8 protein-coding genes are annotated in these 14,499 nt (G+C 45.4%); 3 read left to right on the top strand and 5 right to left on the bottom strand.

Annotation, left to right across the window (positions count from 1 at the left end):
- Positions 1-128 precede the first annotated feature (128 nt).
- From JM642_RS16310 to srmB, 4 genes are all read right to left on the bottom strand, one after another.
- Positions 129-833, bottom strand: a complete 705-nt coding sequence (locus JM642_RS16310; protein ID WP_037414706.1) for a TatD family nuclease-associated radical SAM protein — start codon at positions 831-833, stop codon at positions 129-131.
- A gap of 168 nt (positions 834-1,001) precedes the next feature.
- A complete protein-coding gene (locus JM642_RS16305; protein WP_203432159.1) occupies positions 1,002-4,208 on the bottom strand; it encodes an efflux RND transporter permease subunit in 3,207 nt (1,068 codons plus the stop codon).
- Positions 4,208-5,419, bottom strand: a complete 1,212-nt coding sequence (locus tag JM642_RS16300; protein ID WP_037414704.1) for an efflux RND transporter periplasmic adaptor subunit — start codon at positions 5,417-5,419, stop codon at positions 4,208-4,210. The genes JM642_RS16305 and JM642_RS16300 overlap by 1 nt, the downstream gene beginning before the upstream one ends.
- A 297-nt stretch (positions 5,420-5,716) precedes the next feature.
- On the bottom strand, positions 5,717-6,979 hold the full coding sequence (gene srmB / locus JM642_RS16295) for an ATP-dependent RNA helicase SrmB (RefSeq protein ID WP_037414703.1): 1,263 nt from the start codon (positions 6,977-6,979) through the stop codon (positions 5,717-5,719).
- 401 nt (positions 6,980-7,380) lie between these two features.
- Between srmB and JM642_RS16290 the strand changes: the two genes are divergently transcribed.
- Positions 7,381-10,707: an MHYT domain-containing protein gene (locus JM642_RS16290; protein WP_239000456.1), complete on the top strand. Its 3,327-nt coding sequence runs from the start codon at positions 7,381-7,383 to the stop codon at positions 10,705-10,707.
- Positions 10,708-10,709: 2 nt separating this feature from the next.
- Complete coding sequence (locus JM642_RS16285; RefSeq protein WP_047535039.1) at positions 10,710-11,705, top strand: two-component system response regulator; 996 nt, start codon at positions 10,710-10,712, stop codon at positions 11,703-11,705.
- Between the two features lie 32 nt (positions 11,706-11,737).
- Here JM642_RS16285 and JM642_RS16280 read toward each other — a convergent pair whose 3' ends face one another.
- Positions 11,738-12,448, bottom strand: coding sequence for a methyltransferase (locus JM642_RS16280; protein ID WP_037414698.1), 711 nt, complete (start codon positions 12,446-12,448; stop codon positions 11,738-11,740).
- A gap of 569 nt (positions 12,449-13,017) precedes the next feature.
- On the opposite strand from JM642_RS16280, the gene brnQ reads away from it, so the two are divergent.
- On the top strand, positions 13,018-14,433 hold the full coding sequence (gene brnQ, locus JM642_RS16275) for a branched-chain amino acid transport system II carrier protein (RefSeq protein WP_069453432.1): 1,416 nt from the start codon (positions 13,018-13,020) through the stop codon (positions 14,431-14,433).
- Positions 14,434-14,499 lie beyond the last annotated feature (66 nt).

Below are 14,499 nucleotides of genomic sequence, written 5' to 3'. Positions count from 1 at the left end.
ATTTTGAGTTGATGATCTGTTAATTTGGCTATGTTAACACGAATGAAATGTTACGACAGTGGCAAGTTGCTCGGTGATGGCGTTATCCCGAGCAAGAGATTCAATCTAGTGGAGAGTCAAGGAGCTTGCTAGCCGAGTGTGCCGAGTACTCTGTGTTTAAACTCGCAGCCAGTTGCGAGCACTTGCTCACGGCAAAGGTCGATATCTACTCCGTCTAATCCTTCAATCGCTGAGACTTGCACTCGCTCAATATAGTGGGGTGCGAGGGCGATAAAGGCATTTACCGCGGCGTAGGAGTCTGCAAGTTTAGGTCGGCAATGTTGGTTATAGGCCGCTTCATTATCGGCATTGAGTGAGATAGATAAGCCATCAACACATTCAGCCAGTTCGGGCAGGATGTTACGTCGATGCACAAGATTACCCAATCCATCGGTATTTACCCGAACTCGACCGCCTCGACGTTTAATTTCCTTGGCGACGGCAAGCAGCGTTGGAAGATTCATAGTCGGCTCGCCATAGCCACAAAACACATATTCCTCAAAGTCTTCCACATTGCCTAACAGCGGGATAATTTCCTCCGGTTTGGGCTGGTGGGTTAGTGCCAATTGATATTCATGGATTTGCTTGCTGCCATTGTGTTTCGGACAAAAGACACAACGCAGAGTACAGCGGCCAGTGATGTTGAGATAACGGCTTTTACGAATGTCGTAGACCAAGGTTTCGGTTGCGCAGGTCTCATTGGTACAGACTTCTGCGGTAGTATGGCCATTGGCTAAGGTCTCAGTGGCGATGAGCGGTTCAGGTTTGGCTCTAGCTGTGTGTGAGTTTGGCATACAACGACTTTATTTGGGTCTAAGCGATAACTTAAGGTGAGTGTAACCAATGCCCACAGGGATAACTGCCACTTAGATCGCACTACGGGTTTTAGGATGGCGCACTGTAAAAGCAAAAGAGAGCCTAAGCTCTCTTTTTATGGGATTCGCATAGATTACAGACGATAACTAATCCCGCTTATAGTCTGACTCATGTATGGCATCCAAGGAGATACTGTGGCTCTCGTTGATATGCAATGGAGTATCCTGTGTTTTTTTCGGACGCCACCACCAATGGTAGAAGCGGCTACCAAGGCGCTTAACATCATCGAGTATGATATACAGCAGCGGCACTAAGATTAAGGTGACGACTGTTGAGAATAGGATACCAAAGGCGAGCGAAGTCGCCATGGGGATCACTATCTGCGCCTGTAAGCTGCGCTCAAGAATAATAGGCACTAGACCGACAAAGGTGGTCAATGAGGTCAAGATAATCGCCCTAAAACGATAACATCCTGAATCGACCGCTGCTTGCCTCACCGATTGACCTTGTTCACGAGCTCGGTTAACAAAGTCAACTAAGATCAGCGAATCGTTCACCACGACCCCTGCAAGTGCAACGATACCACAAAGACTCAACACACTCATGGCAAGCCCTTGGATCAAATGCCCAAACAGGGCGCCGATAATCCCAAAAGGGATCACTGACATAATGATCAGTGGCTGGCTGTAGGATTTAAGCGGCACAGCCATCAAGGCATAGATGGTAAACAGTGCAAAGAAGAAACCTTGTATCAATCCGACCATGGCATTCTGTTCATCCAAACTGCCACCATCGAGAGCCGTTTGAATCTTAGGATATTTTGCCTGAAGTTGCGGCAAGTAATCTTTCTGGATTTCATTAACGACTTTAGAAGGTTCAACCTTGTTTTTATTCGCGTTAGCGTTAATGGTTATTGCTCGCTTACCATCGACACGGGTAATAGACGCATAAGATTCACCCTTTTCGACTTCAGCAACGGTGGAGAAAGGTACCGACTTACCTTGCGGCGTTCGGATCAACATATTCTCCAGATAGCCAACGGTACGGCGCTGTTCTAAGGGATAGCGAACCATGACTTTGATTTCTTCTTTATTACGTAAAATACGTTGTGCTTCATAACCGTAGAAGCCGTAACGGACTTGGCGTGCTAAATCGGATAAGGTTAAACCTAATGCTTCCGCCTCGGGGCGGATTTTTAAACGGATCTCATGGCTGCCCGAGGAAAAGTTATCGGCGATATCATACACTCCCTCGTAGGTCGCTAGCTTTTGCTTAAGATCGCGAGCCGCAGCTGATAATTCATCTAAATCACTTGAGGTTAATCTAAAAGAAATATCGCCACCACCGCCACCACCGTTACCTCTAGCGTTAAAGTCGAGTTTCTTGACTGACAATAACTCGGGCAATTGTTCACGCCACTCGGTAGCAATGGTTTCACCGTCGACATTCCGATCTTCACCCTTAGTTAGTTCGGCAAAAATAAAGGCAGAGGTGCGTGAGCTCATGTTGATAAAGCTGTGCTTCACCACTTCGCTGCCGTTATCTTTCTCCATTTTTGCGTTCATTTTGTACAGGGCTTCTTCAATCTCCTGTACCACCTTGAGGGTGTTTTGTTCTGAGCTTCCCTCATCCATTTCTAATTGAACTTGGATAAAGTCGGAAGGAATATCAGGGAAGAACACCCAGCGCACTTTCCCGCTTGCCACTAAAGCGACAGACAAAATCAGCACACCTATAAAGGCTGCGACAACGTTGTAGCGATGTTGGATACAGCGCTCGAGGAAATTGCGGTAACTGTGGTGAATAAAGTGTTGAACACGATTGTTAAATTTTTCTTTAAAGCGCCCAAAGAAACCCGTAGGTTCCCCTGGTTTTTTAAACTTCATATGGGCCAAGTGTGCTGGGAGAATAAATTTAGATTCAACCAGTGAAAATGCCAGACACATGATGACGATCATGCCGATGGATTTCCAAATAATTCCCATCGGACCTGAAACCATTAGCATAGGGATAAAGGCGGCTATGGTGGTTAATACCCCAAAGGTGGCGGGCATGGCGACCTTTTGCGCACCGCGGATCACATTGTCAATCGAATGTCCGTGGCGTTCGACCTCACTGTAAGCGCTTTCCCCTATAACAATTGCGTCATCGACCACTATCCCCAAGACCAAAATAAAGGCAAACAGTGTCAGCATGTTGATGGTCATGGAGAAAGGTTCAAGCGGCATGATCAGCATTGTACCGAGGAAGCACACGGGGATGCCCATCATCACCCAGAAGGCGAGTTTAAGATCGAGGAACAACGCCAAAATCACAAACACTAACAGTGCGCCATAAAACATGTTCGACATCATCATGTTTAAACGGCCCTTGAGGTAATGAGTTAAGTCGCCCCAAGTATCCAATTGAGCATTCGCAGGTAGGGTTGCACGACGTTTCTCGACGTAGTCTTTTACCTGCTGAGCAATATCGAGGGCATTTTGATCGTTGACGCTGGTGACTTCGATAATCGCGGCGGGTTTGCCGTTAAAACGGGTGTACTCTAGACGCTCTTCAAAATCGTCCTTAATGGTGGCAACTTGCGGTAACATCACCCGGCTACCGTCGGCACGGGTAGTGACAACGATATTGGCAAAATCATCGCCTGTATAGGCTTGACCTTTAGTGCGCAGCAGAATGTCGCCATCTTCGGCGCGTATCGAGCCGCCTGGTAAGTCGATGGAGGAGTTTTGTACTGCCGTTGCGACTTGTGAGAAAGTTAAGCCGTATTCCCGCAGCTTATCTTCCGAGACTTCGATACCGATTTCATAGTCGCGAACTCCCGTGACTTTAGCACGGGTTACGGCGGGGAGCTGGGTCAAATCATCACGCACCGATTTGGCTAGCTCCTTCATATCGTGCAGTGACATATCTCCGTACACCGACACCCAAATCACGTTGTTTTCGGGCTCGATTTTAAAGATTTGTGGTTTTTCGATGTTAACCGGGAAGGTGGAAATCGCATCCAGTCGTAACTTGGCTTCATCGAGTACGATTTGGACGTCGTAGTCGTCTTCCACTTCTACCGTGATTGAACCAACACCTTCACTGGCAACCGAGGTGACTTTTTTAATGCCGTTGATATCTTGAATGGCTTCTTCAATCTTGATGTTGATGCCTTCTTCGATTTCCTGTGGCGCAGCACCTGGGTAAGCAACGGTAATACTCAATAAATTCAGGTTGAAAGAGGGAAATACCTCTTTATTGATCAGCACTGTGCTAAACATCCCGCCAATCAGCAGTGCCCACATTAACAGGTTCGCTGCCACGCTATTGCGGGCAAACCAAGCTAAGATCCCTTTTTGCGTATCCATTATTTTACTCCAGTGGCCGCAAGACTCGACTCAGGAGCATCTTCCTTAGGCGTCTGCACTGGTTTTGTTTCTTCGCCTATCACTTTGACTAATTGGCCATTGGCCATGTTATTAAAGTGAGTGATAGCAACTCGCTCACCGGTTTTTAAGCTGTCCTTGATAAATACGTTTTCAAGATCGCTACGCACGACATTCACATGGCGCATTTCGACGATATTGTTATTGTTAATCAAGGCGACATGCTCATTGCGTACCACATGGCGAGGCAGTTTGACTATACCATCGACGGTGCGGCCCTTAATCACGGCGTTGACAAAACTGCCGTATTTCAGTGGTAAACTGCCTTGGGTTTTGTGCTCTCGCAGGTAAGGATCTTTTATCTCGGCGACGAGGTAAACCATGCGGTTATCGGCATCAATCACCCCTTCGCTGCGGATGATATTGCCTATCCAGGTATTTTCCTTGCCTGCCAATGAGGCGCTTAAGGTGACTTGGGTATCGGGATTATCGACGGATTCCAAATAGGCCAAATCATCGTTAGAGATAGGTAGGCGAATTTCTGCAATGCGGGTGTCATACAGTTCACCAAGATTTGTACCTAGGGTAACGTATTGTCCTAAGTCGACATTTCTTGCCTTGATAATGCCATCAAAGGGCGCACGAATAACGGTACGTTCTAAGTTACGCTGGGCGCGAGCTAAAGCCGCCTGCGCATATTTAACGTTAGCTTGTTCTTTTTTCAATTGAGGGATGCGCAAACCGAGTTCAGGCGGCAATCCTTTGTCGTAACCCTTAAACTCAATTTTGGCAACTTCGCCGCGGGCGATTTCCTCATTGAGTGCTGCGGTTGCTTGAGCCAATGTCGCTTCGGCTTGCATTAAGTCGGCTTCGTAATCTGAAGGTTCGATCTGGGCAAGTTGGTCGCCTTTTTTCACTATGCCACCGGCAACAAATTGAGGTGAAATCGTCAGCATCCGCCCTTGGACTTCAGTCACCAGTTGCGTTTTATATTTGGGCGTGACAACACCGTAGGAGGGTAAGTTAAGCGAAACCGTTTGTTGCTCAACCTGGGTGACATCCACTATCGGGATCGGCATTTCTTCGGGTTTCTGCTCAGGTGTCTCCTTGGTTTTCATCAGCAAACCAGCGCCAACAATAAAGAGCAGTAAGATAAAAAAAGGAGATAATCTCCTCAGTAAGGTTTTGATCATATGATTGTTACATCCGTGCTAAATCGCTTAATGCGCCTAAAGTATCAGAGTCAGGCTGCGCAATAAATTTATTTTTGTAAATAAAATGTGTCTAAAGATGATGCTATCGAGTTTGTGTCCTGTTACCGCGTCGGTTTAGTTTGCTGAGGATACAATTGCGTAGGAGTAGAGTGTTTTTTGTCATATAGGGTTCCACCCCGTACAAAAATATTTGCTAGGTCAATGAGCATAAAAAAAGCCGCAATTTTGCGGCTTTTAGGCGGAGGTAAGTATCAGCTTATTCCAAGATTAGAAAACCTAGGACTGTTTTTTGCGGGCAATTTTGCTCGCTTTTTTTGCCGCTTCTTTTTTGCTGGTTTTTTTCGCCGCTTCTTTGGCTTTTACTTTTGCCTTTTTCTTGGATGGAACTCGCGCCTCTTTGTGCTTAGGACGTAATTCCTCAATGATTCGGCGTTTAAGGGGTTGCTCAATATAGCGCTCAATCTTACCAACGATGCGCATATCATGGGCCTCAGCCAGAGAAATTGCCGTACCTTTGGCACCCGCGCGGCCAGTACGACCAATACGGTGGATGTAGGTATCGGCTGAACGTGGCATATCGAAGTTAATCACGTGGGTGATATCATCAATATCGATACCGCGGGCAGCCACATCGGTCGCCAGCAATACATTCACTTCGCCCTTAGTAAAACGACTTAAAGCTTGGAAACGTTTCTTCTGTTCCATATCTCCGCGCATAAAAGCACAAGGGATGCCGGCTTGAAGTAACTGACCTTCGAGGCTAGAGACCACATCGCGAGTCTTCACGAATACGATGGCGCGTTTTACTTCTTCCTGTTTTAACAGGTGGCAAAGCAGGGCAAATTTATGGTCTTTATCATCGGCGAGATGGATCCATTGGTGGATCTTGGCTTTCTCTTTGCGCGGTGCATCAACATCGATTTCGATAGGATCATTAAGCACTTCGCGGGCAAAGCGGATAACACCACTGCCTTCAAGGGTGGCTGAAAACAGCATATTCTGCTTGCGGCCTTGGGCTTCGAGTGCGATGGCTTTAACCACGGCAGAGAATCCCATATCGAGCATACGGTCAGCTTCATCGATGATCAGTATGTCGACGGATTCTGCACTGAATTTACCTTTATCTAAATATTCCATCAGGCGACCCGGTGTCGCGACCAGAATATCGATATTGCCCTTTAGCGCTTCTTCTTGAGGTGCATAGGGCACTCCACCCGTGATAATGGCAATATTTAGCCCTTGGTCTGTGGCTAAATGGCAGGCATAGCGGTGAATTTGGCTCGCCAATTCACGGGTTGGGGTAAGAATTAATACACGCGCTTGACCCGAGTAACGACGCGGGAAGTCGATTAAATGTTGTAGCGCGGGTAATAAGAAACTGGCGGTTTTACCTGTACCCGTCGGGGCGCGCGCCAAAATATCCCGTTGCTCTAAAGCATGCGGCAACGTTTCTTGTTGGATTGTGGTGGGCGTATTGTGCCCCATGGCTTTAAGTGACTCTAATAAGCTAGGGTCAAGCTGGAAATCTTCAAATTGCATGCGCAGCGTCTCGACGAATAATAGCCCAGCATTATAAAGCTTATGCCTGTTAACTTAAATAACTTAATCCCAATGGCTTCGCTTTTCGGTGACGGGGTTGATAGAAAGGCCTCTTTTACTCTGAACCCCACGGATAAATTCGCAGTGATAATGTGATTTGTCGCATTTTGAGGCAGACAATTGGTAAAACTTGTATAAGATAAAAGTGATTTTTGTAACAAATGTCTGGCGTTTATTCAGAGTGTTTGATGGATTGTATCCGCGTGGTTTGGCGTTTAAGCAATAAATCGATGCCATTTATAGACCATACTCATCATTTTATGGCCCCTAAGCGTTAGCCCTAGTTGAATTGGCAAACCATTTCGGCGTGATTCTATTTATTTAATATGGGCTTGAATATTATGATTTTTAATTGGTTATCATCTTTTTTTACTTCATCTCAAGATAGCCTGTTACTCAATGTTTATTACGACCCTTTATTGGTCGCTATTTCTATTTTTATTGCTATTTTTTCTGCCTTTATGGCGTTTCAGGTTGCGACACAAGCCGCACGAACCCAATCTAAATCGCGACAGCAAATCATGTTATTCACTGGCAGTCTTGTCCTCGGTGGGGGCGTGTGGTCAATGCATTTTATTGGCATGCTGGCCTTTAATTTATGCACTCCAGTTTCTTATCAGTTTGGTCTTACTGCCTTATCGGTGTTACCCAGTATTGCAGCCTCGTGGGTGGCGCTTAGCCTACTATCTCAACCACGTATTCGGTTTCCCCAAGTATTGATTGGCGGTGTTTTAGTGGGTGTCGGTATTGGGGTAATGCATTATGTGGGGATGGCTGCCATGGATATGGCGCCATTATTGCGTTACGACCCTCTAATATTTGCTCTGTCGATTATCGTTGCGGTGATTTTAGCCATTATTGCACTTTGGGTTCGTACTGGACTGAATCAGTTTATCTCATCCAGCATGAGCACTATTACGAGTAATTTTATTGCCAGTATCGTGATGGGATTGGCGATTGCTGGTATGCATTACACGGGTATGGCGGCGGCACGTTTTGTTAAACCCGCTGGACTAGAGCTTAGCGAACAAACGTCTGAAATTTCGTTTTATCTTGCGCTCGGGGTATCGATTATTACCGTCGTCATTATCTGCTTAGTGCTGATTGTGAATGTGATCTTTAAATATAAAGATCTGTCTTTACTCGCTAAATCAAACGAAGATCGAATGCTGGCTATGATGGATACCGCAGTGGATGGCATTATCACCATCGATGGTCAAGGTATTATCGTTAGCGTAAACCAAGCGGTGACGCGTATCTTGGGGTGGCCCTCGACAGAGTTACTTGGTAGCAATGTCAAAAAAATTGTGCCTGCCTCCATTCGCCCCCAGCATGATAGTTATATCGCTCAATATGTTAAAACCCGTGAGGCACAGATTATTGGTACGGGGCGAGAGGTGCTGGCGCAGCATAAAAATGGCCATTTAGTGCCCGTCCGCCTCGGTATTGGGCATATGATGCAAGGCAAATCCCATTACTTTGTCGGTTTTATTTCCGATCTCAGCCAGCGAAATGAGATGGAGCAAGAGCTGAAAAATAATGAGGCCAAGCTGAGATCGTTGATCAGTAATATCCCCGGGGTGGCCTATCGCTGTATGAATACTCAAGGCTGGCCCATGGTTTACATCAGCGATGCGGTATTTAATATCACGGGATACCCGGCTTCAGATTTTGAGCTTCCTAACGCTAAACGTTTATTCTCTTCGCTTTATTATCCCGATGATGTCGATACTATTTACGCACAAGCACAGCCACCAACCTTTTCAATGGAATACCGTATTATCCGTGCCGATGGTGAGGTGCGTTGGCTGTTTGAGCATGGAAATTATATTTTTGATGAGCAAAATCCAGACGGGTGGATTGATGGTTTTATCATGGATATTACTGAACGTAAGGTAATGGAGCAGGATCTGGTGGCCGCGAAGAATACTGCGGAACAAGCTGCCGCCGCTCGCTCAGCCTTCTTGGCCAATATGAGCCATGAGATCCGTACCCCAATGAATGCCATCATAGGTTTTAGCGATATTTTGTTAGAGTCATCCTTGGATTATGAGCAACAAAAGCAATTATCAACCATTAATCGTTCGGCCAAATCATTATTGCATTTACTCAATGATGTTTTAGACAGTGCCAAACTCGACAAAGGCAAGCTGGAACTTGAAACCCGCGTTTTTTCTTTAACGGCTGAGATCGATACTGTTATCTCAACCTTGTGGTTGCAGGCCCAAAAGCAGCATTTATTACTGGAAGTGGATATCGCGCCAACGATGGGAACCCACTTTATGGGGTCGCCTGAGCGGATACGCCAAGTGCTGCTCAACTTAATAGGTAATGCTGTTAAATTCACCGCAGAAGGAAAAGTGACCGTAAGAGTCTTCTCTCCGTTAGACAATCAAGTGACATTTGAAGTTATTGATACTGGGATTGGTATGTCGCCAGAGCAGCTTGAGCGAGTGTTTGATGCTTTTTCCCAGGCGGATGCCTCTATGAGCCGTAAATACGGTGGTACTGGCTTAGGTACTACTATCAGCAAACAATTAGTAGAGTTAATGGGCGGGCATATTGAGGTTGAAAGCCGCTTAGGTTTGGGTAGTACCTTCCGATTTACAATTCCTCTCATTCAAAGTGTTGAAAACTTGACTCTACCGAGTTATGACAAGGTGTCACTGCCTCCATTAACAATACTGGTAGTTGATGATATTCAACAAAATATTGATCTGCTTTCAGTATATTTAACTCGACATGGACATCGAGTGATTACTGCCCGTGATGGTGAGCAGGCTCTATTACGAATGCAAAGGCATGATATTGATATCACCTTAATTGACTTACAGATGCCAGTAATGGATGGCTTAACCGCAGCAAGGCGTAGACGCCAACAGGAGCTTGAATCCGGGTTAACCTACATGCCGATGATTGCGTTAACAGCGAGTGTGCTTGAACAGGATAAACTCGAGACAAAACAAGTAGGAATGGATGGTTTTGCTAATAAACCCATTGATTTTTATTTATTAAATGTCGAAATCGCCCGCGTATTAAACCTTGAACTTTCTACACAGTCATTCAATAAAAATGAGCCCGATCTCAATGCCATCATCGATGAGCAAAGAGGGATACAACTCTGGGGAAGTAAAGCAAAGTTTATCCAAGAATTAGAAAAGTTTATCGCTCAATGGCCCGAAAAGTCTCGGCAGCTTGAGCAGGCAATTAACCAATCGGATCGGGATGCGATTGTCCAGCAAGGTCATGGATTAAAAGGCATTTCTGGCAATTTAGGCTTATTCCGATGCATGGCCTTGTTTGCGGCATTAGAACAAATGGCTGACTCAGAGCCACAGGTTTTAGTGGCTAGACAGCAGTTATTCAATGAACTTGAATCAACCATAGTGCAGATCACTCGTTATGTGCAGCAACTCGCTCACTATAAAGACGTGCAGATATCTAATCCTCAGACTGATCCAAACCAAGCTTTACCGCATATTGATGCTTTAATTGCGGCAGTACAACACCACTCCTTTGAAGAAGCTGATTTAACCGCCATTGAAAATCTATCGGTCCATCAACCCATGGTAAACACCATTGTTGATGCCCTCGATAATTTTGATTTTGATATTGCCCATACTGAATTAGTTAAGTTGCGGCTTGTCATTAGCTCAAATAAGGAATAGCTATGCAGATTGCGACTGACGATAAGAAGACCTTATTACTGGTAGACGATGAGCCAGTTAATTTGCGGGTTTTGAAACAAATATTGCATCAAGACTATCGTTTGATTTTTGCTAAAAGTGGTGAAGAAGCATTGCATCTTGCCAAGGTTGAGCTGCCGGCTTTAATTTTACTCGACATCATGATGCCTGATATGACGGGTTTAGAAGTATGCCAAGCACTTAAAAGCATGCCTGAAACCCTGCCGATTCCAGTGATCTTTGTGACTGCGCTTAACGACGAGCATGATGAGGCGGCAGGTTTTGACGTAGGTGGTGTTGATTACATAGTCAAACCTGTGTCACCAACCATAGTTAAGGCTCGCGTTAAAACCCATCTCTCCCTTGTGCAGGCAGATGAATTACGTCGAACACGTCTGCAAGTTATTCAACGCTTAGGTCGCGCCGCCGAATATAAGGACAACGAAACCGGCACCCATGTAATGCGCATGAGCCACTATGCTCAAATCTTGGCGTTGGCCTATGGTCTTAGTGAGGCACAGGCGGATGACTTATTACATGCAGCACCTATGCATGATATTGGTAAGATTGGTATTCCCGATAGCATTATGCTTAAGCCTGCTAAACTCACCAAAGACGAGTTTGCTATTATGAAAACTCACCCCCATATCGGTGCTGAAATTATCGGTGAAGCCGATTCTGAGTTGTTACGGTTAGCAAAATCAGTGGCACTTACCCATCACGAAAAATGGGATGGTACGGGTTATCCAAATGGCCTAAAGGGAAAAGACATCCCGCTTGAGGGGCGCATCGTTGCCCTTGCTGATGTGTTTGATGCGCTCACTAGCAAACGTCCTTACAAAGAAGCTTGGTCGATTGCAGAAACGATGGCGTATCTTCATGAACAGAGTGGCTCCCATTTTGACCCTGAGTTAGTGCAGTTATTTACCGAAAATTTAGATAAAGTGATTGAAATTAAAAATAAATGGATAGATAAGTAGCCATTGGTTTATCAGGCGCCTAACTAGCATGCCTATAGCTTAAGATAGAAATCCTTTGTCAGTTCGACCATTTGATTCGTGTAACTTCCCTCTAATCCACGGATGGTGAATACGGTTTGCAGGCACTGGCTCCCCTGTGTTTTAGTCAATAACAGCAAAACGCGATTGGCGGCTTTATTCTCCACACTTTTAACCTGTACCTCTTGCCTGAGATAAAGTGCGAACTGATTTAGGCAGACTTTAAAGCGTATAAGACTTTGAATCGGCAATATAAGGCTTGCAGAACCCTCAGGTGATAAGCATTGGGAGATTGCTTTTAGCAATGGCTCAAATCCTAAGGTATCGGTATGGCGCGCCATCGCTCTATGCTGGTCGTTCGCCTTGGGGCCATGTTCGAAATAAGGCGGGTTGCAGATGATATGATCAAAATATCCGTAATACTGAGTTTGCTGGCAAAAGTCTTGAATATCGCTATGGATAATACTGAGCCTGTCCGCCCAAGGACTTTGCACCATATTGAATTGGCATGCGGCGGCGGCTTTTTCCTCAAGCTCCACCGCGGTGATCTGCCCAAGGCTTCGCTGCGCTGCCATTAAACTCAATAATCCACTTCCGGCCCCTATATCTAGAATGTGTTTTGCCTGAGCAAGCGGTGCCCATGCGCCTAATATCACGCCGTCGGTGCTAACGGGCATGCCACAATTAAGATCATCAATGTGGAATTGTTTAAAGGTAAAAGCCATGAAAACTCATTTATCCGATGAATAAGGGAATGCGATTTAAGATCGTGGCTATTTTAAAGGGCGAGTTGTGCTTTCGCTAAGATTTTTATGGTTATGAGTCGGGCGCATTGATGTTTAAAGATTCGTCCTGAAACCCCAACATACCCTAATCGCTCTATTCTTCCAATGAGATCGCGTTTGTGTATTTTTGTGCTGTTTTGAGTCTAAGTTCACTTAATTGGCGGTTTAATTTATTACCTTGGTAACTCATTGTTAGCAGTTAATTAGCATTGGAACGCTTTTTTCGATAAAAACTATCTTACCTGTTGTATTGATTTTTGAATTCTGATATTAGTTTCGCCCCCATTTTTAATCAATTTTATGATTAACGGATAGGTGAACGGGTTTTTAGGTGAATAAATCGGCAATGAAGCCAATTTTTAGTTCATTTTTGTTTATAAACTCAGCAGATATCGCACATATTTACCACGGAATTGTGTAAACATAGATTTGCACTCCGGATGGGCTTTGTTTTAGCTATGGCTAATCGACACATAATCACTTAAGTTTATTAAAAACAATAAGACAAGATGGGGCTTTCCGTGCAAGACAATCAGATGAGTATTGGGGATACATTAGGCTTAGGTTTTATGACCTTCGCATTTTTTTTGGGGGCAGGTAACTTAATTTTTCCTCCCTTTGCGGGGATGTTAGCTGGGGAGAACATGCTCCTTGCGATGCTAGGGTTTCTCATCACTGCCGTAGGTTTACCTTTGGTCGGGCTCATTGCTGTTGCTAAGGCTCAAGGTAAGGTTATGGCGATGTTGCCTGTGTTTGCGGCAACGGCATTAGCCATTGCGATTTATATCATCATCGGGCCTGCATTTGCAGCGCCGCGTACCGGTCTAGTGGCCTATGAAATCGGTGCTAAGCCCTTTATTGATAACACCACAGCAACCATTATGCTTGGCAGTTTATCGCTTAATCTGTCGCAACTAATTTATACCTTGTGCTTCTTTACTGTGACTATGCTGCTGGCATTGTTCCCCGGGAAATTACTCGACAGCGTCGGTAAAGTATTAACCCCTATCCTATTGTTATTACTAGTAGGTTTAGCCTTATCTGTGGTGTTTTTACCCGCTTCTGATGTTGGCGCGGCCGTAGGTGATTACAAAAACCATCCGCTGACTAAAGGTATCCTTGAAGGCTATAACACTATGGATACTTTGGCATCTTTGATGTTCGGTATGTTGATTATCGATCTGCTGCGTAAAAAGGGCATCGAGCAGCCTAGCGCACAGACTAAGTACCTTATTCGCGCTGCCTTTATTGCCGCAGCGGGTCTTGCCTTTGTTTATGTGTCATTGTTCTTTTTAGGTGCCACGGCGGGTGATATTGCCGCAGGTGCTAAAAATGGCGGTGAAATTTTAACTAACTATGTGACCCGTGAGTTTGGCAATTTAGGCACTGTGTTGTTATCGGCAGTGGTAACGTTAGCTTGTTTAACTACGGCGGTGGGATTAGTGAGTGCGTGCTCTGAGTTTTTCAATGAGCTAATGCCAAAGCTGTCTTATCGTTTTCTGGTGATTATATTAAGCGCTATCTGTGCTGTGATTGCGAACGTTGGGCTGTCACAACTGATTAATATCAGCATTCCGGTATTAATGACGGTTTACCCTGTGGCTATTGCACTGGTCGCGGTAACCTTTTTAACTGAATATTTCCCTCGTCCGCAGTTTGCTCACCGTGCGACCCTGTCTGTGGCACTCCTGTTTGGCATCTTTGACGGTATGAAGGTTGCCGCAAAAAGCCTCACGGGTGAAGACGGTAAAGGCGTGACTGAAGCGGCGCAGAGCTTTATCGATCTCGTCAGTGGTATGTCTCCCACCCTGTCTCTCCTACCGCTGTATGAAGAGGGAATGGCGTGGTTATTGCCAACCTTAGTGGTCATTGTGCTGTGTTTAATGATTCGCGGTGGCGGTGCAAAAGCAGTCACTGCCGCCTAAATAAAGGCGACTGCCAGTCGCGGAGAAATTAAGTTAATATCAACGGCGTATCTACCATACGCCGTT

Origin of the sequence: Shewanella sp. LZH-2 (assembly GCF_016859145.1) — a bacterium.
Classification (GTDB): Bacteria; Pseudomonadota; Gammaproteobacteria; order Enterobacterales; family Shewanellaceae; genus Shewanella; species Shewanella xiamenensis.
The sequence above is the reverse complement of the archived record's forward strand: the minus strand, read 5'-3'. Positions and strand labels throughout refer to the sequence as shown.